We start from the raw sequence: 20,729 nt of genomic DNA, 5'->3' as shown, positions 1-20,729 counted from the left end.
GATGCCGAATCCCCCGCTCGTTACACCCGCGCCCGGGAAGCCGCTGCTGCTGTTGGGCGGCTTCGACATCGCCGAGCTGGGCTATGTCGCCGAGGAGTTCTTCGTCTCCGGAACGGCCTCCTCCTACGCACCCACCACCGCGCTGGGCCCCGACGGCGGCTGGAGCGTAACACCAAGTGGCAGTGCGGAATACACCACGCGAATGGTGGCGCTGACCCCGACCGATCCGGCCCGCTTCAACGGGACGGTGCTGGTGGAATGGCTCAACGTCAGCGGCGGCATCGACGCGCCGGCCGTGTGGATGATGGCGCACCGCGAGATCCTTCGCGCGGGCTACGCCTACGTCGCGGTGTCGGCCCAGAAAGTGGGGGTGGACGGCGGCGGCGAGAACCTGATGGGGTTCGACATGTCCCTGAAGAGCCAGGACCCGGTCCGCTACGCCGCCCTGAGCCACCCGGGCGACGAGTACTCCTACGACATCTTTTCCCAGGCGGGCGACCTCGTCCGCAACGGAGCGCTGGGCGAGCTCCCGGTGCGGCACGTGGTCGCCCTGGGCGAGTCGCAATCGGCCATGTTCCTGACGACCTACGTCAACGCCGTGGATCCCCTCGCGCAAAGCTACGACGGGTTTTTGGTGCACTCGCGGTTCGGGTCGGCGGCGCCGCTGGACGGCGTTTCCATCTTCGACGAGTCACGCCTCGACATGCCCGGCGCGGTCGCGTTCCGCTCCGACCTGCGCGTCCCGCTCGTCACGATCATCACCGAAACCGACCTGTTCGGCGGCCCGCGGGAGGGCTACTACTTCGCGAGACAGCCCGACCACGACCGGCTGCGGGTCTGGGAGATCGCCGGGGCCGCACACGCCGACAACTACACGATCCAGGTGGCGCCCATCGACAGCGGCTCCGCGCCGCTGGAGGCGATCGTGGCCGCCTACGCGCCGACCAACACGCTGATGGGTCAGCAGCTGGGCCACTACATCAACTTCGCGCCGCAACACCACTACGTGGTGCAGGCGGCGCTCGACGCGCTGCACAGGTGGGTCCGCACCGGCGAACCGGCGCCGGCCGGTCCACCGATGGAGGTCCAGCACGGCGAGCTGCCCCGGCCCGTCCTCGATCCGCACGGCCTGGCCCGGGGCGGCGTCCGGACCCCGTGGGTGGACGTGCCGATTGCCCGCACTTCCGGTATCGCCGAAGCGGAAAGCATCATGGCGGCGATCTTCGGCTCCGGCGAACCGTTCGACGCGGCCACGCGGGACCGGCTCTACCCGGGCGGGGTCACGCAATACCTCGACGGCTTCACGGCGGCGCTCGACCGCGCGATCGGCTCGGGGTTCATCCTGCCGGCCGACCGCGCCGAGATTCTCGAGCTCGCCGCCGCGACGTTCCCCCAGAACTAAAGGGCGCGTTCAGCTTTCGGTGGCCAGCACGTCGCGCACCGCGGCATCGGCGGCGCTCAGCAGGTCCGGGTCGATGCCGGCGCGGCCGCGCACCAGGACCGTGGCGCAGTTGGCGACCGGCAGCCCCTCGGCCGGGCACAGGCCGTCGGGAAGCTTGCCGATCATCGGCAGCAGCGCCAACCCGAGCCCGGAGCGCACGGCGGCGTAAAGGCCCGACAGGTCACCGCATTCGGCGGCGATTTCGTAAGCGATGCCGTGCCTTTCGAGGACCGAGAAGGCCGGTTCGCGCAACGTGCACGGCTCGGCATAGATCACCAACGGCAGCGGGTCGCCCCGGCGAGCGGCGAAACTCCGCGCCGAAACCCACCTCAGCTGAACGACTCCCGACGCATTGGCGCGGTCGAGCCCCGACCCGTCGAGCATGATCGCCAGGTCCAGCAGGCCCCGGTCGAGGGCATCGGCCAGCGAGACGTTGCGGTCGAGCCGAAACCGCGGCCGCCGCTCGGGAAGCCGCTCACGCAGCACGCTGGTCAGGGCGGGCAGCATCACGTCCGCGCCGTGCTCGGTCGCGCCGATCGTCAGCAGCTTGTGTTCGGTGGCGCCGAGGTCGTCGAGCGCCGCGTCGTGCGCCTCCAGAATCGCCCGGGCGTGCCGCAGCACCTTCTGACCGACCTCGGTGAACAAGACGCCCCGGCCGGAGCGTTCGACCACCGGTTCGCCGACGACGCTCTCCACCTTGCGCAGGTGCTGGCTGACGGCGGACTGACTGAGGTGCAGCGCGGCGGCGGCGCGGTGAAATCCCCCACAGTCGGCCACCGCCACCAGGCTGCGCAGCGGCGCGATATCGAGCACCTGAGCCATACCGACGAATCATAGTCCGATCAGCGAATACGATCAATCGATCAGCCTGATCACCCGGAAATTCTTGTAACCACCGATGATGCGATCAGTATTCGTGATCGGTTTCGATCGCTAATAATCGTTGGACTGCGTGGGTCGGCGTCAACGAACATGGGGTCATGGACCTGCCGCGCATGCCGTTGACGACTGCCTCGGCGGTCACCCTGACCTACGCGATCGGTTACCCCATCGGGGCGCTGGCGGTGGCGGCGATGACCCCGATGGCCGTCTTGGTGCTGCGATTCGGTTTTGCCGCAATCATTCTGGCGTGCTGGGCCGCCCTCGCCCGAGCGGCGTGGCCGCGGGGGGCGCAGTTCGGGCACGTCGTCGTCGCGGGTCTACTGATCCAGGCCGTGCAATTCTGCTGCCTCTACGAGGCGCTGCTGCTCGGCGCGCCGGCGGTGCTCTGCGCGGTGGTCGTCGCGATGAACCCGGTCACCACGACGATTCTGGCCACGATGTTCCTGCGCGAGCGGCTCGGCTCGCGGCGAGTGTTCGCCCTGGCGCTGGGGGTGGTCGCGGTGCTCGCCGCGTGCGCCAAGAGGTTGATGGGCACGCACGGCGTCGATCCCGTGATCGCGCTGCTTGTGGTTGCGCTGCTTGGTCTTTCGGCCGGCGGGGTGTACCAGCAGCGGTATTGCGCCGGCGTCGACTTCCGCGCGATGAGCGCGGTGCAGAACGCCGTGGCGCTCGTCCCGGCGACCGCGCTGGCGATCCTGACGCCGTTCGCCGTGCACGACGCGACCAAGGCCGCCGTCGCGGTCACCGCCATGGTGCTGCTCAACGCCACGCTGGCGGTCAGCATCTACCTGCGCGCCATCAGCCTGCACGGCGCCGCGGCGGTGGCGATGCTGTTCGCCGTCATTCCGGCGGCCGCCGCGGTGCTGTCCTGGCTGATGCTCGGGCAGCGCCCCGACATCGGGGTCGCGATCGGCCTGCTCGCCGGGGGCCTGGCGTGCTGGCTCAACAGCGGGGCGGCCCGCCGGCGCCGCGAGACCGACCCGCGGGCCTCGGCGGCACCGCGGCCACGCTTAGAAGAGGCGGCTGTCCGGTGACGGGCCCGGCACCGGGCGGACCAGCCCGGCCCCGGTGATCAGCGGCAGATTGAGCGCGGACAGCAGCCCGGGTCGGGCCGCGCACACCGCCGGGATCGCGTTGACCATCCGCGACGCCCCGGCAATGCGCGCGCCGAGGTCGTGGTCGCGATCCTCGGCCATCTCGAATTCGCAACGCATGGTGGGCGATCCCTCGATTTCGACGCGGTAGAGTCCGCGGCCGGACGCCGGGCCGTAGCCGAGATCCTTCGGTGGGATGCTGATGTGCGGCTGTGGCCAGTCCGGCGCGAGGTCGTCGCGCATCCGCGTCACGTGGTCGAGGAAGAACGTCGCCTTGTCGCCCACGTATCCGGTCAGCGTCGAGCGCATCGCCGCGATGGTTCCCGCCGCGATGTGCCCGGTGGGCGTGTCGAACGACTCGGGGGCGGCGACGCGTTCGTTGGCCTCCTCGATGCGGTCGACCTTGACGCCAAGCCCCGCGGCGAGCTGGTGCAGCACCGGCCCCCAGCCGAAGGTGAATATTCCGGGCTGCGCCGCGAAGGCCTGGTACTCCGGCGGCTTGCCGAACCCGAGGATCTCGTAGACGGCGGCCCGGTCCGGGTAGGTGGCGTAGTTGAACATCTCCGTCACCCGCACCGATTCGATCACCCGCGCGACTCCTGAAAGCACGAGCGGCAGAACGTCGTTCGCGAAGCCGGAGTCGATCCCGGTGGTGAAGAACGAGGCACCGCCGTCGAGCGCGGCGCGCCGCAACGGGCCCGTGAACGCGCCGTCTACCCCGTCGGGATACACCAGCGGCACCACCGAACACGACACCACGTTCTTGCCGGCCCGCAGGATCGACGCCATGTCCTCGACGGCTTCCAGCGGGCGCAGGTTGGCCCCGGCGGCGTACACCACCGCGTCGGCCTCGCCGGCGATCATCGCCGAAGGGTCCTGGGTCGCGACCACCCCCACCGGCGCTATTCCGCACAGTTCGCCGGCGTCGCGACCGGCCTTGGCGTCGCTGTGCACGACGACGTCGACCAGCTCCAGCTCGGGGTGGTCGATCACCCCGCGCAGGGCGATCAGGCCCATGGAGCCCGGGCCCCAAACCCCCACCTTCAACACCACGAGTCTCCTATTATTAGGACGCTTATCCTTAGATTTCGGACGGATCGTAAGGAGCTTCGCGTGGGTGAGTCAACCGCCAAATCACCGCCCACCGCTCGCGTGATGGATGTGCTTGCGGCCCTGGCGGATTCACCGAACGGGCGCACGTCGGCCCAGCTGGCGAAGGCCTGCTCGATCAGCACGTCGACCTGTGCCCTGGTGCTCGCCGAGCTGGAACGGCGTGCCTGGGTGGCGCGGCACGAGGACCGCCGCTACGTGCTGGGCAGCGGCCTGTTCAGCCTGGTGCACGGGCTGCGGACGCAGTTCCCGCTGCTGGACCGGGGGCGAGACGCGCTGCGCTTCCTGCACGAGGCGCTCGGCGCGGGCTGCTCGCTGTCGAGGATCGGCGAGCGCCAGCTGACCACCGTCGACGCGGTCGGCCACGGCACCGACGGCGAACACGCCGTCGGGCAGCGCTTCCCGATCGACCCGCCGTTCGGCCTGGTCGCCATGGCCTGGCGCGACGACGAATTCGTCGACGCCTGGCTGCACCGCGTCGTGCCGCGGCTGACGCGCACCGAGGTAACCCAGCATCGGCGGGTGCTGGCCGACATCCGCACCCGCGGTTACGGCGCGTGGCGGTTCGACGACACCCACCGCTCGCTGCATCACCGGCTGGCCGACGTGCTGGCCTCGCTGGAACCGACCGCGCGAGTGACCCGTCAACTGACCACGCTGATGACCATGGTGACGCTACGATCGGTCACCGACGCACTCGAAACCGAGCTGGCGACAACGGAATTCGTCGTGTTGCCGATCTTCGGCCGGGACGGGCAACCGGAGTACCAGATCGAGATCCACCTGGGCAGACCGACCGGGTTGACGCTGGAAGCACTGGAGTCGGCGCTGCGGCGCGCGCAGGAAATATTGGCCTAGGCTAAACCCATGCCCGCCATCGTCGACTTCCGCCGCGCGGCCGACCGGGCAGTCACCACGACGCCCTGGCTGAAATCCCGGCACTCGTTCTCGTTCGGCGACCACTATGACCCCGACAACACCCACCACGGGCTGCTGCTGGTCAACAATGACGACATCGTCGAGCCGGGAACGGGATTCGACACCCACCCCCACCGCGACATGGAGATCGTGACCTGGGTGCTGAGCGGAGAGCTGACCCACCGCGACTCCGCCGGTCACCACGGGACCATTTATCCCGGCCTGGCCCAACGCATGTCGGCGGGCAGCGGCATCCTGCACTCGGAGAAGAACGATTCCCGCACCGAGCCAGTCCATTTCGTGCAGATGTGGGTGGTCCCCGACGAGGCCGGCATCGACCCGAGTTACCAACAGCACGAGATCGACTCCGGGCTGCTGGACGCCGGACTTGTGACCATCGCCTCAGGCATACCGGGTAATGAGGCGGCCATCACTCTGCACAACCGCAACGCCGCGCTGCATGTCGCGCGGCTGCAGCCCGGCGATTCGATTGACCTGCCACAGGCTCCCTACCTGCATCTATTCGCCGCGCGAGGCCGGATTCAAGCGGCGGAAATCGGCGATCTCACCGAGGGTGACGCGGTCCGATTCGCCGACGCCGAGGCACCGCGGGTGACGGCGAGCGAGCCGTCGGAGCTGTTGATCTGGGAGATGCACGCGGCGTTGGGAGTTTGAGGGCACCCGGCCAACACATAGAGTGGGCACGACAGACAGGAGCCCGCATGTCTCAATCGCAGCCGCGGCACGCGGCGCCGAACCCCAAGCGAAATGTCAAGGCAGTTCGGACCGTGCGGTTCTGGTCACTCCCGATCGTCGTCACGCTGGCGCTCATGTCGGCGCTGTGCGCGCTATACCTCGGGGGCATCCTGAACCCGATGACCAACCTGCGGCACTTCCCGATCGCCGTGGTGAACGAGGACGCCGGCCCGACCGGCGCTCAGATAACCGACGGCCTGGTTGCCGGGTTGGACAAGAACAAGTTCGACGTCCGGGTGGTGTCCCACGACGAGGCGCAGCGACTGCTGGACACCGCACACGTCTACGGGGAGTTGGTCATTCCGCCCACCTTCTCGTCCAACCTTCACGAGTTCGGCGCCAGCGCGGTCACGCCGGGCCGCACGACGCGGCCCTCGGTCACCATCGCCACCAACCCGCGGGCGGGCACCCTCGGCGCCAGCATCGCCGGCCAGACGCTGACCCAGGCGATGACCGTGGCCAATGGCAGAGTGGGCCAACGGCTTTCGGCCGACGTCGCGGCCGAGACCGGAGGCGCGCCGCTGACCGGCGCGTCGGCGCTGGGCCTGGCCAACCCGATCGACGTCAAGTCCGGCGTCTACAACGCCCTGCCGAACGGCACCGGCAACGGGCTGTCGGCCTTCTACTTTGCGCTCTTGCTGCTGCTGGCGGGCTTTACCGGCAGCGTCGTGGTCAGCACGCTGGTCGACGCGCTGCTCGGCTACGTGCCGGCGGAGTGGGGCCCGGTGTACCGCTTCGCCGAGCAGGTCAAGATCTCGCGATTCCAGACGCTGCAACTCAAATGGGCCATCATGACGGTGCTGGCGCTGCTGACTTCGGGCGTATACCTGGCCATCGCGCACGGGCTGGGCATGCCGATCCCGCTGGGCTGGCAACTGTGGGCGTACGGCGTCTTCGCGATCATCGCGGTGGGCATCACGTCGAGTTCCATACTGTCGGTGCTGGGTTCGATGGGCCTGCTGGTCAGCATGCTGATCTTCGTGATCCTCGGGCTACCGTCCGCGGGAGCCACCGTCCCGCTGGAGGCCACGCCGCCGTTCTTCCGCTGGGCCGCCAAATTCGAGCCGATGCACCAGGTTTTCCTCGGCGTGCGCTCGCTGGTCTATCTCAACGGCCGCGCGGATGCCGGTCTGTCGCAGGCGTTGTGGTTGACCGGCATCGGGCTGGCCATCGGCCTCCTGCTCGGCGGCATCGTTACGCACCTCTACGACCGCAAGGGTTTCCACCGCATCCCGGGCGCGGTCGAGCTGGCGATCGCCGCGGAACACCAGGCCCAGCACCAGGCGCGCGCGCAAAAGCGTGAGCGCCCCGATGCGGACATCGCCGAAACTCCGACCGACACCCCCGCCGAGACCGAGAGCGAAAGCCCAAGCCGGCAAACGTAATTCGAGTGCGGCCTAAGCGTCACGCGTTCGTTATCGAAGTTGACAGTGTGACTGGTGTGACTGATGCTATTGATGTTGCATAGCTATCAGTGCCGAAAGGTCCATCGTGCTGACGCCCCTCGCCAGCTTGCGCCGGCTGGCGGCCTGCTGCACCGCGGTCCTCGCGTGCGCCGTGCTGGCGAGCACCACCGGACAACCCGTCGCCCACGCCGCTGACGGGCGCGACCTGCTCGCCAGCGCCATCGAGACCACCAAGGGCTCGTACCTGGTCTACAACTTCGGTCCGGGTCACCCCACGCCCATGCTCAACGCCGGCGGCAGCTGGTACGAGATGAACAACGGTGGCCACCTGATGGTCATCAAGAACGCGGCGGGCCGGCTCGCGCCGCACCTCCTGGTGGACAGCCACCAGGGCGATCAGGCGCGCTGCGAGAACAATCCGGGGGCCCGCACCGGCGAGGGGCTGTGGCAGGCGTCTGAGGTCTACGCGCCGCTGCAGGCGTGGCAGCGGATGGGGCAGCCGACGATCGCGATCAACGCCAACTTCTTCGACATCCGGCCGCAGAAGGGCGGCTCGTGGCGCCAGACGGGCTGCAGCTCACCGCTGGGCGCGTTCGTCGACAACACGCACGGGCAGGGCCGGGCGAACCAGGCGGTCACCGGCACCGTCGCGTACCCGGGCAAGCAGGGCCTGTCCGGCGGCGGCGAGAGCTGGAGTGCCCTGTCGACGATGATCCTGCCGGACGGTGGCGCGCCGTACGTGTTGCGGGCCAGGAGCCCACAGGACTATGACGTCGCCACCCCGGTGGTCGCGGACCTGCTGAACCGCAACGAGCGCTTCGTCGCGGTGTCGGGGATCGGCCTGTTGTCGCCCGGCAAGACCGGGCAGCTCAACGACGGCGGTCCCAGCGCGGCGCGCACGGCCCTCGCGTATGTGAAGCAAAGAGACGAGATGTACATCTTCGAGGGCGGCAGCTACACGCCGGACAACATCCAGGACCTGTTCCGCGGGCTGGGTAGCGACACCGCGGTCCTGCTGGACGGCGGCGGCTCGTCGGCGATCGTGCTGCGGCGTGACACCGGCGGCATGTGGGCCGGCGCCGGCTCACCGCGGGGATCGTGCGACACCCGCCAGGTTCTATGCGACTCCCACGAGCGCGCGCTGCCCAGCTGGCTGGCCTTCAACTAGCCGTCGATGGCGCCTTCGGGCCGTAGCGAAAGATCAGCAGGCTCGTCGCCACCACCGCGGCCGTGACCGTGAACACCGGGGCGACGACGAATCGCGACATCGTGGCACCCACCAAGGCTCCCGCACACATCGTGAAAACCACGCTGAACCTTAGCTTTTCGCGCTCGCCCGTGCCGCCGGCGAGATGACTGTCCAGGCCGAGGCTGACGATGGTCGACGTCAGCACCGTGGTGGACAGCTCCTGAATGCCGAACTGGCGCGCGCTGGAATGCTGCAGACCGAAGGTCACCGCGAGCATGCCGATCATGATCAGCTTGGTGTTGTCGTGGTAGTGCAGCACACCCGCGCCGGCCAGAATCGACAAGGCGAGCAACAACACGATTTCGGTGGCCAGCACCGTGCTGATCCACGACCGCGTCCGCTGGTCGAAATGCCTTGCCAACCGGCCGCTGACGATCGTCGTGCAGACGAAGGTGGGCAGGGCCACCACGACCGCCGTCAGGTCGATGCTGGTTCTCGGGGCCAGCCAGAAGCCCAGGAAGATCACGTTGCCGGTCATGTTCGCCACGAAGACGTGGCCGAGCACCAGGATGCTGATCGCGTCCGCGAGGCCGGTGGCGAAGGTCAGCAGCAGCAGCGCGGCAACGGTCGAGCGCTCGGAGACCGGCGACGCAACGGCCATGGGCTGCTTGGGATCCCGTCGTCCTAGACGTGCGGTGTCAGGTCCAGCGAGGTGATGGTCGTCATCCTCGTCACCAGCCAATGGCCGCCTGTGCGCTTCATGAACAACCGGTAGGACAGGTACTTCAGCGACGGGATGTTCTTGGTCAGCGGGCTGGTGGACGTGGTGTTGGTGTAGACGATGACGACGGCGTTCGGGTCGTCCAGCGATTCGACCGCCGCGCCGGTCACTTCGGTGCTGTTGGTGACCTTGGCCTGCTTGTTGGGGCCCACGATCGCGTCGACGAACTTGCGGTACTGGGCCTCGAAGTCACCGCTGAGGTAGGCGGCGGCGCGATCGGCGAGGCCGTCCATGTTCTCCGGAGTGTAGGTCCACAGCGTCGTGATCGCGTTGGCCGCCGTGCGCGCCACCTTCAATTTCGTTGCGGCCGTGGCACGATCGGTCAAATACGGCTGCACCGCCGCGCCCGCGAACGCCGCGGAGCCGACGAACAGCACGGCGGCCACCGCGATCGCGATGGCGAGCCGCTTGCCGGCGAAGATCTTGCGTCGGGGACGGCGAGCACGCTTGGTCTCCGCCGCCTCCTCACCTTCTGCGGATTCGGTTGTCGGCTCGGCGCTTTCGTCGGGCTCCACGCCGGTGGCTTCGACGTCCTCGTTCGTGGATTCGTCCGTCGTCGCCGCTTCGGCGGTCAGATCACCTGTATCAGGTTGCTGATCTTCCACTGATTCCCTTCCTGCGTGACGGTTGCCATCCACCGATTGGTGTTGTCGAATACCTGCTTTTCGTCCGGCGACTTGGAGGTCACGTCGGTGGCCACCATCACGGTGGCGGTGCCGTCGTCGTTCCACCGTTCCAGGCCCGCGCCCAGGACGGTGCCGGTCGCGGGCTCGGCTCGGGCCACCTGGAGCAGGATTTCGTTGGCCTTCTCGTGGTACTGCTTGGCGAATTCGCCGGTGGCCTGGGCCATTACCCGCGTCACATAGTCGTTGGCGTGATACGGGTCGATGGACGTGAACTGCGCCATGAATCCCGACACGTAGCTGAGCACCTGGCGCTCCCTGGCGGCCGTGCGCACGCGCGATTGATGCGAGATCAGCATCAGGGTGCACGCCGCGATCGACGCAACCATCAGCACCGCGGCGGCCACACCAGCCGCCGGCTGCCACCAGGGCCGGCCCGGCGGCACCGGGCGCGCGACGAGCAGCGGTTCCTCGCCCGGCTCAAACTTGCGGCGGGGGCTCATTTTCCGTTCCCGGGCGGTTTCGGCCTGGTCAGCACCGTGAGGTCATCGACGCGCCAATGCTGGTCCGCGCCTTTGGCGAATTCCACCCGCACGGTGGCGCTGATCGCGCGCTCGTCGGGCCCGACGCCGCGCCGGCCCTGCAGGAACAGCAGCATCGTCGCCCTGTCCGGCGTGGCGGATTGGACCGACCCGTCGGTGGGCCAGTACTCGTTGACGACGGGATTGCCCTTCTCGACCACGTCCTGCTGCGCCGCCAGCTGACCCCGGTACTTGTCGGTCGCCAGCGACCGGGCCCGAGCGAAGTCGTCGCGCAACGACTTTGGGTCGTAGGTCAACATCTGCGCCACGATCTTGGGCCCCTGCGCCTGGATCTCTGCCCTGGTTTGATCGCTGGCCCGGTCGCGCGAGAACACCACCAGGTAGCTCACCGCGGCGCCGGCGACACACACCACCGCCGCGGTGGAGACTGCCACCGCCGTCCAGCGCCGCAACTTGGGCAGCGCCTCGTCGGATTCGACGCGGCGCACCTCGGTGCCCAGCAGCATGTCGGCGAACGTGCGGCGCCGCGAATCCCACAGCGGCCAAAGCCATCCCACCACCGACACGGTGTCCAGCAGATGGGCCAGGTCCCGCAGCAGCAATCCCCACGGCCCGATGGCCGCGCCGTCGCGGCGCACCACCCCGATTCCGAACAAGCCGCGTCCCAGGCTCCAGCCCGTGACGGTCGGCAACAGCAACCGGTTGACCAACATCAGCAGGATGGCGAGGCCGGCGACCGAGACGCAGGTCCACCACCACACCGGATGCTGATCCACGGTCCAGGCGACCAACGCCATGGTCACCGCGACGGCGATGCATGGGACGGCGTCGACGGCGAACGCGGCCACGCGAACGTGCCAGGGGGCCAAGGCATCCCGCGGAGACTCCGGTGTGGCCGCCGTGGTGTGTGCCCGAGCCTGAATCTCCTCGACCACCACCGTCACTTCGTCACCTGGTCGAGCTTGGAAATCCGGTACTGCCCTTCGGCGTATGCCATCTTCACCCGCAGGCGGTAGCCGGTCTCCTTTTGCGACTGATCGCTCGCGACCTTGACGCGCATCGCGACGAGCACGTCGACCGAGCCGTCGTCGTTGTTGCGCTCCACCGCCGCACGCACATCGGCAACCTGAACGTGGACGTTCGCGGCCTGATAGGCCTGAACGACCATGTTGGTGTACAGCAGCGCCTGGGAGCGGAACGCGTCGGTGCCACACTCGATGATCTTTTGTTCGCTCTGGACCATGGCGTTGGTGTCGGGCGCCTGGGTCGCCGACACACAATCCACCGCCGCCTTGAGCGCGGCCGCGTCGTTGCGCGCGATGACCTGACTCTCGTGGTGATAGCGCAGCGCGAAGTAGCTACCGACCCCGAGGCCGGCGGCCGACAGCACGAGCGCCACGGCAATGCCGGAGAGCCACCCGCGCCCCAGACGCGACGGACGCCGTTCGACGCCCGCAGGCGCCTCGGCGGATTCGGCTTCGGCCTCGGCGGATTCGGCTTCGGCCTCGGATTCAGGCTCGGATTCGGCCTCGGGTTCGGGTGTGGCTTCCGGCGAACCCACGTCCGCGGGCGATTCCTCGTCCGTCACCTGCGTGGTCGTCTCGTCGTCAGCAGCCGCCGGCTCCTGATGAATCTTCGGACTTGATCTCTGGGAGGGCTTGCGCAGTCGACGAAACCTCGGCATGGGTGGGGGGTTCAGCCGGCCGGCGCCAGCATCTCCTTCCATCCGTCGTCTCCTGTTTTCGTCGAGTTCTCGACGGAGTATTTCACTCCATCGGGCCCCACCAGCTCACCGCTCTGCGGACTGTAGATGGCGGCGGGGGGCCCGCTCGGAGTGTAGACACACGGGTTGGGCTGTTGGCCGTTGCACTGCACGGTGCCGCTTCCCGGGCGCGACAAGGGGTCGCTGGTCGGCGGCGGCGTGCCCGGGACCCGGTCCGACGGAGCCGGGTTGAGTCCGTTGTTGATGGACGGCGCCGGAATCACCATGCCGGGGCGCACCGACTGATCACAGCGCGCCGCCGGGGCGGGGCAGGTCAGGATCTGGTTCGGGTCGCCGTACCAGGGGTTGGTGCCCGCCGGAACGTAGGGCCTGGGATCGCGGCATTCCCGCGGGGTGGCGGCCCGCTTGCCGGGGATGTCGGTACACGGAATGTTGCGCGAACCGCGCACGCTGTTGGCCGGTGTCTCCATCGGAATCTTGCAGTAGGTGCCCGACGGCAACGGCGCCAGGTTGGTGTCCGCCGGCGACCGCCACTCGTCAGCCGGAATGAAGCCGGTCAGGCAGGGCGGGGGCTGGTTGATCGACAACGCCAGGTCTAGCGCGGCCTGGTTGGGGAACGGCGCGGCCACCGTCTGCGCGATCGAGGCGCCCTGGGGCAGGAACACGAAGACCTGCTCGACGCCCGTGTGGTAGCGCTTGAGCAGGTCGAACACGACCTCGAGGTTCGCCAGCGTCTGCGGCAGCGAGTCGCGGACGTCGTTGAACACCTCGTTGACCTGATCGGCGGTCGGGGCGGCCTGGCGGAGCACGCTGCGCACGTGGCTGTCCTCGCGCGCGGCCTGCGCGGCCAGGTTGTTCAGGTTGCGTGCCCACCGCTCGATCGCGGCGTTGGATTCGACCTGGCTGTCCAGGACCGGCCCGGAGTTCTGGATGATGTCGTTGACGTTGGTGATGTTGGTCTTGAAGTCACCGACGATCGCCTGCGTGGAGTCGACCAACCGCTGCAGGGCCGGCCCCAACCCGCCGACTGCCTGTGCCGTCTCGTCGAGTAGCTGGCCGATCTTCTCCTTGGGCAAGACGGCGAGACCCCGGTTGGCGGTGTCCAGCGCCGGCCCGATCTCGCTGGGCACCGTGCCGTGGGTGATGGTCTGCCCGTCGGCGAGGTCCTTGCCCGGGTTGCCGGTCGACACCAGGTCCAGGTACTGCTCACCGACCGCCGACACCGAGTGCACGTTCGCGACCGCGTCGACCGGGATCTTGTAGCGGCTGTCGATGCTCATCGTCGCCTTGGCGCCGTTCTCGGTGGGCTCGACGTCGGTGACCTTGCCGATGGTGATGCCGCGATACGTCACGTTGGCCGTCGGGTACAGGCCGCCGGAGGCGGGCAGGTCGGCCTTGAGCGTGTAGCGGCCGACGCCGATGAGGCTCGGAACCTGCAGATAGTAGATGCCGAGCACGAGTATCGAGATCACCGTCAGGATCCCGAAGGCGATCAGTTGGCGTCGGACGAAGGGAGTCAGCAATTCCTGTCCGCCCTTTCCACCAAGGGCCCGCCGGGCGCGTCGTTCGGGTTGGGCGTGTAGCGGACGTCCGGGACCATTGATTCCGGGTCCCGCCCGTAGGACTGCTCGAGCGCCCGCAGCGCCCCCGACAACCCGGTTCCCGTCAGGAACGCGTTGTCGATAGCGCTCCAGGTGACGTCCAGCGTGATCGAAATGTTCTGGTAGTCACCGCGCATCAGCTTGGGAATGGTGTCGATGTCGTAGGGCTGCGTCAGGATCAGCTTCAGCGCTCCGATCAGATACGGGGACGCCTTGCCGAGCTCCCTGAGCGGACACTGCAGCGACTGCAGGTCCTGGTGCAGGGGGCCCCGCGCCTCCGACAGGTACTGATCGGCGGCCGCGCTCAGCCGTCCGACCGAGTCCACGGCGTTGATCAGCAGCTGCTTGGTGTCGGCGAAATGCTTGATGAGCGGCGGGATGTCGGTCAGAACTCGATCGAGGACGTCCGCCCGATTACCCACGTAGCTCAGCAGCCGGTTGGTGGAGTCGATCGCGTGGGTGATGTCATCGCGCTGCTGGTTGACCTGGGTGACGAAGGTGTCCAGCTTGCCCAGGAAGGCGCGAATCTGGTTGCCCCGCCCGTTGAAGATGTTGAAGACCTCGTTCTGCAGCACCTCCAAGTTGGGGATGCCGCCACCGCGCAGGATCAGCGACAGGCTGGCCAGCGTCTGCTCGGTGGTGGGGAATGCCGAGGAGTTCTTCAGCGGAATGGTGTCGCCGTTCTTGAGCAGCTCCGGCGACGGGTTGGGCGGGGCGGCCAGCTCCACGTGCTGCGAACCCAGCAGCGAGGTCTGGCCGATCTTGGCCGTGGCGTTCTTCGGCAGCTTGACGCTCTTGTCGATGCCCAGCGTCAGCGTCGCCACCCAGTTCTTCAGGTTGATCGCCTTGATGGAGCCGACGAACACGTCGGCGACCATCACCTTGCTGTTGCCGTTAATCGCGAGCGTGTCCGGCATCTGCACGTAAAGGGTGTACGACCCGCCGCCGCTGCCCGGACCGCCCGGGATCGCCACGTTGGAGATCCCTTTCCAACCACATGAGCTCAGCACCAGCGCGGCCACCAGCAGCACCAACCCCTGCCATGCCCGACGCCGAATCAAACGGACCATTCGCACCGCAGTCACTGCCCACCTCCGAGGTTGGCGGCGACCGGCGGCCCGCCGGCGTTGGGCGCCGGCGCCGCGACCGGCGCGGGCGTCGGAGCGACCGGGCCGGGGACCACCTCCGGCCCCGGCGGCGGCGGGGGTATCGGCACCTGCGGCGGGTTCTGACCGATCACCGGCGAGGGGCCCTCGTCGTAGGCGTTCGGCGGCCCGGGCGGGGTCTGCAGCGTCGACTGCACGGGCGGAATGTTGGGCCCACCCATCAGTTCGGCCAGCGACTCGGGTGTCATCAACCCCGCCGTGATCGGTCCCACCTGCTGCCCCTGCATGCCGGGGGCCACGATCCACCCGTGTTGGGTGTTGCGGTGCGACGTCGGCGTGTCCGGCGACCAGATGCCGGGGACCGTCGTGTCCTTATATCCGTCCGGCGGATGCAGGCGTGGCTCGGAGTAGGCGACGTCCTTGGGCAGCGTCTCGGCCGTGCTGGCGACGTTCAGGCCGAACGGCAGGTAGTTGAACTTGATCGCATCGAGGATCGGCGCCAGGTATTGCGCGCACAGCTCGGCGGACTCCTGATAACCCAGCCGGCTGCCGGCCTGGATCGAGCTGCAGATGAACTGCATCGGGTTGGCAAAGTTGGTGATCGCCGGAACGGCCACCACCGAGCCGTGCGTCGGGTGATAGATCTGGTTGATGTTCGCCGCGGCCGTCGGCAGCACGTGCAGTGCCGTCTCCAGCCCGTTCAGCGGATCCGGTTGCAGCAGCGCGTTCGTCGCCGTCGCCAGGTTGTTGATGTCGTGAGTCAGCACCTCGCGGTTCTGGTCCAGCCAGGGCCGCACGGTCTTGAGCAGGCCGTCGAACTGTTGTATCGCGTCGGCCAGGGCGCCGTCCGAGCTCGCGAGCCGCCCGGTGAAATCCGCCAAGTTCTCGTTCAGCGCGACGAACTGCCGGTCGTCCTGGTGCAGCGCGTTGACGAACAGGGCCAGGCTGCGCACCACCGCGAAGAAGTCGCCGCGACCCTCGTTCAGCGCGGTCAGCGCCTGCGACAGGCTGTTCAGCGTCGTGTTGAACTCCTTGCCCTTGCCGGCCAGCCCGTTCGCGTACGACTCGATGACCTCACCGAACGGGCCCTTGGGCTGCTCGGGTGTGGGGCCCAGTTTGGAGATGATGTTGGTGACGCTGTTGCGCAGTTCGTCCCACTCCACCGGCACCTGGGTGCGGTCTTCGGGGATCACCGCGTTGTCGGCAAGCACCGGGCCGCCCTTGTAGACCGGCTCCAGCTGGATCGCGCGCGAGGCCACCAGGGTGGGGTTGAGGATCACCGCAGACGCGCTGGCCGGCACCTTGTACTTGTTCTGGTAGTGGAAGGTGACCTTCATCTTGTCGCCGGCCGGCTCGATCTTGTCGATCGCGCCCACCCGCAGCCCCATGATCTGCACCTTGTCGCCGGCGTACAGCGCGTTGGCGGCCGGGAAGTAGGCCACCACGGTGTTGTTCGTCAGCTTCTGATACAGCCGCCAGCCGGCGTACCCGAGAACCAGGGCCAGCACGATCGCGAGCGAGCCGATGATCACCGACGTCCTCGTCAGCCTCGGCAGCCGGATGTTGCGGACATCAAAGATGGTGCTCAATTCTGGCTACCTCCCGTGATGCCGCTGCCTCCCGTGCCGCCGGGGTTGATGAACGGCGCCGGCAGCTGGATCCCCGGCCCGGGCGGTGCGGGCGGTCCCGGCGGCAGGGCCGGCGCGAACGTCGACGGGGGCGGCGTCGGGCCGGCCGGTCCCAGGTTCTCGGTGCGCGCACCCGGCGGCGCCTGCGTCGGCAGCGGCACCGGGGTGCCCGGAACGTTGGGCGGCGGGTCACCCGGGCGCCCCGCGATGTTGATGCCCGGGGTGGGCGGCAGCCCGTCGGGATTGGGCGGCGACGTCTGGACGTCGACCGGCGCGGGGAAGCCCACCCCACCGAACGGACCGATGCCGGCCCCCGCGCACGGCAACGGGTTCCACGGCCGCGGCAGACCCTCGTCGCCGACGGTGACGTTGCCGCCGGGGTTCGCCGGCGTGTACGAGCACGGCGACCCGGGTGGGACCGCCGGACCCGGGTGGTCGGGCGTGCCCTCCAGCACCGGCGGCGCCGGTGGTGGCGCGCCGTTGGGCTGGCGGGTGCCGTTCGGGTCGGGCCACCGGAATTCCGGCAGACCCGCGCTGCGCCAGAAGTTCTCCGGGTCGATGCCGCGCTTCTTGAACGCCGCGTCGACGAACGGCTGCACGATCTGACCGGGGAACAGGTTGTGCAGCACCACCTTGAAGAACGGCCCCGACGCGATCGCTTCATTGAGCGACGGGAGGAACTTGCCGACCTCGGTGAAACCGGCGGCGAGGTCGTCCTTGCGCTGGACCAGGATGTCGCTGACCGTGCGCAGCTGCTCGAGCACGTGGTTCAGGTTGGGGTTGTCGTTGATGAACCCTTTGATCTGTTCGGAGAACGCGGCGATGTTGCTCAGCAACGCGTTGATGGCCTGGCCGCGCTCGTTGAAAGCGGCCAGCAAGATCTTCGTGTTCACCAGTAATCGGTCGACCTGGTCGGCGCGGTCGCCCAGGATGCTGGCCACCTGGTTGGACTGGGCGAGCAGGTGCTTGATCTGCTCGTCGCGCTTGCCGATCGTGTCGGAGAACTTGGCCACCCCGTCGAGCGCGGCGCTCAGGTGCGGATAGGTCTGGTCGATGGTCTCCGACAGCACGTGCAACGACTGCTTGACCGTGTCGATGTCCCACCCGCTGGCGGCCTTCGTCACGTCGAAGAACGCGTCATAGATCTGATACGGCGTGGTGCTCTGACCGATCGGCAGCGAGTCGCCGGGTCGCAGCTGCTTGGTGCCCCGGTTCTCGATCTCGAGGACCTTCTTGCCCAGGATGGTGTCCGTCTTGATCGCCAGCCGGCTTTCGGTGCCGATGCTTTCGGTGCCGATGTTGAACTTGATCAGTACGTGGTCGCCGTCGATGTCGAGGCTCTCCACCTTGCCGACGTCGAAGCCGGCGATGCGCACCTTGTCGCCCTTGGTCAGGCCGCCGGAGTCGGTGAACTGCCCGTAGTAGTGCGGCTTGGCCATCAGCATGGGCACGCTCGTGAAGCTCTGGCCGACACCGACGACCAACAGCGTCACCAGGATGCCCATCACGCCGATGCGCATCCGGTTGGGGGGTTCCAGCGTTCTCATTGCGGCGTGCACCTGCCCGTCGGCTGGTTGAAGAGCTTGACCGTCCGAATCGGACCACCGGCCTGCAACCCGTTGATCTTGAGCGTGATGTCGCAGGCATAGAAGTTGACGAAGTCGCCGTAGGAGCCGATGGTGCGCCCGATCATGTTCAGTGCCGTCGGCACCTTGTGGATGAAATCGTTCAGCTCCTCACGCTGATCGATCAGCGGCTGCTGAACGGCGTCCAGGTAGTTCAGCGTGCTGTGCAGCAACCCCCGGTCCTCGGCCAGCAGGTCGGCCACCGTGCCCGCGGCGTTGCTGATGTGCGCGGTCCCGCCCGCCAACTGCTCGCTGTGGCCCTTCAGCCCGGTGATCAGGACCTCAAGGTTGTTGACGGTCTGATCGAATTGCTGGCGATGCCGAACCGTGGTGTCCAGCACGATGTTCAGGTTCTTGACCACCTCGCCGATGGCCTGGTCGCGCTCGCCGAGCTGGTTGGTCAGCTGCGCCGTCTGGTCAAGGATGTCGTTGATGGTCCCGCCCTGACCCTGGAACACCGTGACGAGCGCCGTCGCGATGGTGTTGACCTTCTGCGGGTCCAGCGCCCGAAACAGCGGCTTGAACCCACCGATCAGCGCGTCGAGGTCAAGCGCCGGCGAGGTCCGCGACGCGGGGATGAATCCGCCCGGCGGGAGCACCTTCTCGGAGCCCTCGCCCTCGCCGCGTTTGAGCTCCAGGTACCGGTTTCCGATCAGGTCGAGGTAGCGGATCTGCGCCGTCGTCGACTGATACAGCGGGATCGAGCGGTCGACGTTGAAGTCCACCCGCGCCCGCCTGCCGCCGTCCACCAGCTTGACCGAGTCGACCTTGCCGATCTCCACCCCGGACGCGCGGACGAACTGGCCCTGCCGCAGCCCGCTGACGTTGGTGAACTCGGCCGAGTACTTGCTGGTGCGGTCGAACCGCATCTGGCCGAACACCACGACGATCATCACAGTGAAGACCAGCAGCACCAGCGAGAAGATGCTGAGTCGGACGATGGTACCGGTGATTTTCATGGGTTGATCGTGTTATCCCCTACCTGGCGACCCCAGACGTACTCGATCGCATACGGCGAACCGGTGTCGAGGTGGTTGTACGGCGCGATGCTGTTGCCGGAGTCCATCACCAACTCGGGTGCGGGCCACAGGTCATGGGTGATGTGCTGCCAGCAGCCGGGCGCGCCCCCCGGTCCGCCGCGGGCGTTCACCCGGGGCAGGTTCTCCGGCCAGATGTACGGGTTGGGCGCCCCGCCGATCAGCGTGGCGATGTTGCCCAGGCCCGCCAGTCCCTGGGTGGGTAGCGCGAAGATCCCGATCAGGCCGACGAGGGTGATCGCCGACACCGGGTTGAGCAGCAGGCCCAGCCCGGAGAGCAGCTTCGTGTCGGCGTTGAGCGAGTAGCCGTTGCCGCCGAGGAACGACCGTGCGGTGGGTTCGATGTCGTGGTAGTTGCGGACGGTGCAGAACAGCTCGGGGCTGTAGGTGTCCAGCAGCTCGGCCGTCGGCACCAGGTCCTTGGCCCCGCGCGCCAGGTACGGCCCGCCGCGCTCGAAGATGTCCGCGCCGGTGTTACCGAACCCGGCGGCCGACAACAGCGCCTGATCCAGGTCCTTCTGCTGCGCGTTGATCGAGCGCGCGGTGACCACCGACTTGTCGAGGAAGTCGATCAGGTCCGGCGCCGCGTTGGCGTAGGTGTCGCCCAGAGCCGCCAGCGCCTGGATGTCGTGACGGACCTGGGGCTGCTGCGGGTTGACGTCGTCGAGGATCGCGTTGGCGTTCACGATCGACTGCCCGACCCGGTCGCCCAGCCCGGCCAGCGATTGCGCGGCGGCGCTCAGCGTCAGGTTCAGCTTCACCGGATCCACCTGCTGCGCGATCTCGGTGATGGTCTGGAACAGCGTGTTGATCTCCGTCGTCACCGAGCGGGCGTCGATCACGGTCTGCGGCGTGATCCGTTGCGGCGACGGGTTTTTCGGCGTCGTCAGCGACACGTACTTGCCGCCGAACACCGTGGTGGCCTTGATGTCGGCGTTCACGTTGGCCGGGATCAGCTTGAGGTAGCGCGGGTAGACGTCCAGGTTGAACTTGGCCGCCGGCTTGCCGTCCTTGACGATCTCCGAGATCTTGGCCACCCGGCCGATCTCCACCCCGTTGTAGGTGACCTTCGAGCCGGGGTCCATCACCAGGCCGGCCCGGGCGGCCACCATGGTCAGATGTTCCTTCTTGGTGAAGTCGCCCCGGAACTGCCCATACACCAGGACGAGTGCCACGGCGGCGGCGACGAGCAGGGCGACCCCGGCCAACTTGTACGGCGGGTTGCGGGGGGCATTGACCTTGCCGGGGGCGCCTGGGTTGGTCATGA

The 20,729-nt window shown here is 67.9% G+C and carries 19 protein-coding genes; 6 read left to right on the top strand and 13 right to left on the bottom strand.

Features of this window, described 5'->3' with window-relative positions; all coding sequences use genetic code 11:
• Window position 1 precedes the first annotated feature (1 nt).
• Window positions 2-1,402, top strand: coding sequence for an alpha/beta hydrolase domain-containing protein (locus A5712_RS15800; protein ID WP_068106893.1), 1,401 nt, complete (start codon window positions 2-4; stop codon window positions 1,400-1,402).
• Between the two features lie 9 nt (window positions 1,403-1,411).
• On the opposite strand, the gene A5712_RS15795 is transcribed toward A5712_RS15800, so the two are convergent.
• Window positions 1,412-2,263 (bottom strand): LysR family transcriptional regulator, encoded by an 852-nt coding sequence (locus A5712_RS15795; protein WP_068106891.1) that lies wholly within the window; start codon window positions 2,261-2,263, stop codon window positions 1,412-1,414.
• Between the two features lie 173 nt (window positions 2,264-2,436).
• Here A5712_RS15795 and A5712_RS15790 point away from each other — a divergent pair, with 173 nt between their 5' ends.
• Window positions 2,437-3,357: a DMT family transporter gene (locus tag A5712_RS15790; RefSeq protein WP_068106911.1), complete on the top strand. Its 921-nt coding sequence runs from the start codon at window positions 2,437-2,439 to the stop codon at window positions 3,355-3,357.
• On the opposite strand, the gene A5712_RS15785 is transcribed toward A5712_RS15790, so the two are convergent.
• Window positions 3,334-4,467, bottom strand: a complete 1,134-nt coding sequence (locus A5712_RS15785; protein ID WP_082973467.1) for a dihydrodipicolinate reductase — start codon at window positions 4,465-4,467, stop codon at window positions 3,334-3,336. The two genes, A5712_RS15790 and A5712_RS15785, sit on opposite strands and share 24 nt — an antisense overlap.
• 105 nt (window positions 4,468-4,572) lie before the next feature.
• Here A5712_RS15785 and A5712_RS15780 point away from each other — a divergent pair, with 105 nt between their 5' ends.
• The 4 genes from A5712_RS15780 to A5712_RS15765 all read left to right on the top strand — a co-directional run bounded on the left by A5712_RS15780 (window position 4,573) and on the right by A5712_RS15765 (window position 8,775).
• Entirely contained in the window at window positions 4,573-5,385 is an 813-nt protein-coding gene (locus A5712_RS15780; RefSeq protein ID WP_068106887.1) for a MarR family transcriptional regulator, read from the top strand.
• Between the two features lie 9 nt (window positions 5,386-5,394).
• Window positions 5,395-6,120 (top strand): pirin-like bicupin family protein, encoded by a 726-nt coding sequence (locus tag A5712_RS15775; protein ID WP_068106885.1) that lies wholly within the window; start codon window positions 5,395-5,397, stop codon window positions 6,118-6,120.
• Window positions 6,121-6,167: 47 nt separating this feature from the next.
• Complete coding sequence (locus A5712_RS15770; RefSeq protein WP_068106883.1) at window positions 6,168-7,586, top strand: YhgE/Pip domain-containing protein; 1,419 nt, start codon at window positions 6,168-6,170, stop codon at window positions 7,584-7,586.
• Between the two features lie 79 nt (window positions 7,587-7,665).
• Window positions 7,666-8,775, top strand: coding sequence for a phosphodiester glycosidase family protein (locus A5712_RS15765; protein ID WP_156766586.1), 1,110 nt, complete (start codon window positions 7,666-7,668; stop codon window positions 8,773-8,775).
• On the opposite strand, the gene A5712_RS15760 is transcribed toward A5712_RS15765, so the two are convergent.
• The 11 genes from A5712_RS15760 to A5712_RS15710 are packed head-to-tail and all read right to left on the bottom strand — an operon-like array spanning window position 8,768 to window position 20,727.
• Window positions 8,768-9,457 carry a YoaK family protein gene (locus A5712_RS15760; RefSeq protein WP_068106880.1) on the bottom strand — a complete coding sequence of 230 codons (690 nt, stop codon included), beginning with the start codon at window positions 9,455-9,457 and terminating at the stop codon, window positions 8,768-8,770. The two genes, A5712_RS15765 and A5712_RS15760, sit on opposite strands and share 8 nt — an antisense overlap.
• Before the next feature lie 23 nt (window positions 9,458-9,480).
• Window positions 9,481-10,182, bottom strand: a complete 702-nt coding sequence (locus A5712_RS15755) for a mammalian cell entry protein (RefSeq protein WP_068106878.1) — start codon at window positions 10,180-10,182, stop codon at window positions 9,481-9,483.
• On the bottom strand, window positions 10,149-10,703 hold the full coding sequence (locus A5712_RS15750; protein ID WP_068106876.1) for a mammalian cell entry protein: 555 nt from the start codon (window positions 10,701-10,703) through the stop codon (window positions 10,149-10,151). The genes A5712_RS15755 and A5712_RS15750 overlap by 34 nt, the downstream gene beginning before the upstream one ends.
• The gene (locus tag A5712_RS15745; RefSeq protein ID WP_068106874.1) at window positions 10,700-11,686 is read right to left on the bottom strand and encodes an RDD family protein; all 987 of its coding nucleotides are present in this window, start codon (window positions 11,684-11,686) and stop codon (window positions 10,700-10,702) included. Before A5712_RS15745 ends, A5712_RS15750 begins: the two co-directional genes overlap by 4 nt.
• Window positions 11,683-12,468, bottom strand: coding sequence for an Mce protein (locus A5712_RS15740; protein ID WP_068106872.1), 786 nt, complete (start codon window positions 12,466-12,468; stop codon window positions 11,683-11,685). Before A5712_RS15740 ends, A5712_RS15745 begins: the two co-directional genes overlap by 4 nt.
• Window positions 12,438-13,988 (bottom strand): virulence factor Mce family protein, encoded by a 1,551-nt coding sequence (locus A5712_RS15735; RefSeq protein WP_068106871.1) that lies wholly within the window; start codon window positions 13,986-13,988, stop codon window positions 12,438-12,440. Before A5712_RS15735 ends, A5712_RS15740 begins: the two co-directional genes overlap by 31 nt.
• Window positions 13,982-15,136, bottom strand: a complete 1,155-nt coding sequence (locus A5712_RS15730; protein ID WP_068106868.1) for a virulence factor Mce family protein — start codon at window positions 15,134-15,136, stop codon at window positions 13,982-13,984. The genes A5712_RS15735 and A5712_RS15730 overlap by 7 nt, the downstream gene beginning before the upstream one ends.
• A gap of 11 nt (window positions 15,137-15,147) precedes the next feature.
• Entirely contained in the window at window positions 15,148-16,761 is a 1,614-nt protein-coding gene (locus A5712_RS15725) for a virulence factor Mce family protein (protein ID WP_068106866.1), read from the bottom strand.
• Window positions 16,758-18,347, bottom strand: coding sequence for a virulence factor Mce family protein (locus A5712_RS15720; RefSeq protein WP_068106864.1), 1,590 nt, complete (start codon window positions 18,345-18,347; stop codon window positions 16,758-16,760). The genes A5712_RS15725 and A5712_RS15720 overlap by 4 nt, the downstream gene beginning before the upstream one ends.
• Window positions 18,344-19,384 (bottom strand): virulence factor Mce family protein, encoded by a 1,041-nt coding sequence (locus tag A5712_RS15715; RefSeq protein ID WP_068106862.1) that lies wholly within the window; start codon window positions 19,382-19,384, stop codon window positions 18,344-18,346. The genes A5712_RS15720 and A5712_RS15715 overlap by 4 nt, the downstream gene beginning before the upstream one ends.
• Window positions 19,381-20,727, bottom strand: coding sequence for an MCE family protein (locus A5712_RS15710; RefSeq protein WP_068106860.1), 1,347 nt, complete (start codon window positions 20,725-20,727; stop codon window positions 19,381-19,383). Before A5712_RS15710 ends, A5712_RS15715 begins: the two co-directional genes overlap by 4 nt.
• Window positions 20,728-20,729 lie beyond the last annotated feature (2 nt).

The organism is Mycobacterium sp. E2327 (assembly GCF_001672675.1).
Lineage (GTDB): Bacteria > Actinomycetota > Actinomycetes > Mycobacteriales > Mycobacteriaceae > Mycobacterium.
Note: the sequence above shows the minus strand (reverse complement) of the source record. Positions and strands in the feature narration are given on the sequence as shown.

Bases quoted from the DNA above. Each gene is read 5' to 3' on its own strand.
- A5712_RS15800 (WP_068106893.1), top strand. From the start codon at position 2: ATGCCGAATCCCCCGCTCGTTACACCCGCGCCCGGGAAGCCGCTGCTG.
- A5712_RS15795 (WP_068106891.1), bottom strand. From the start codon at position 2,263: ATGGCTCAGGTGCTCGATATCGCGCCGCTGCGCAGCCTGGTGGCGGTG.
- A5712_RS15790 (WP_068106911.1), top strand. From the start codon at position 2,437: ATGCCGTTGACGACTGCCTCGGCGGTCACCCTGACCTACGCGATCGGT.
- A5712_RS15780 (WP_068106887.1), top strand. From the start codon at position 4,573: ATGGATGTGCTTGCGGCCCTGGCGGATTCACCGAACGGGCGCACGTCG.
- A5712_RS15775 (WP_068106885.1), top strand. From the start codon at position 5,395: ATGCCCGCCATCGTCGACTTCCGCCGCGCGGCCGACCGGGCAGTCACC.
- A5712_RS15770 (WP_068106883.1), top strand. From the start codon at position 6,168: ATGTCTCAATCGCAGCCGCGGCACGCGGCGCCGAACCCCAAGCGAAAT.
- A5712_RS15760 (WP_068106880.1), bottom strand. From the start codon at position 9,457: ATGGCCGTTGCGTCGCCGGTCTCCGAGCGCTCGACCGTTGCCGCGCTG.
- A5712_RS15750 (WP_068106876.1), bottom strand. From the start codon at position 10,703: ATGAGCCCCCGCCGCAAGTTTGAGCCGGGCGAGGAACCGCTGCTCGTC.
- A5712_RS15740 (WP_068106872.1), bottom strand. From the start codon at position 12,468: ATGGAAGGAGATGCTGGCGCCGGCCGGCTGAACCCCCCACCCATGCCG.
- A5712_RS15730 (WP_068106868.1), bottom strand. From the start codon at position 15,136: ATGGTCCGTTTGATTCGGCGTCGGGCATGGCAGGGGTTGGTGCTGCTG.
- A5712_RS15720 (WP_068106864.1), bottom strand. From the start codon at position 18,347: ATGAGAACGCTGGAACCCCCCAACCGGATGCGCATCGGCGTGATGGGC.
- A5712_RS15715 (WP_068106862.1), bottom strand. From the start codon at position 19,384: ATGAAAATCACCGGTACCATCGTCCGACTCAGCATCTTCTCGCTGGTG.
- A5712_RS15710 (WP_068106860.1), bottom strand. From the start codon at position 20,727: ATGACCAACCCAGGCGCCCCCGGCAAGGTCAATGCCCCCCGCAACCCG.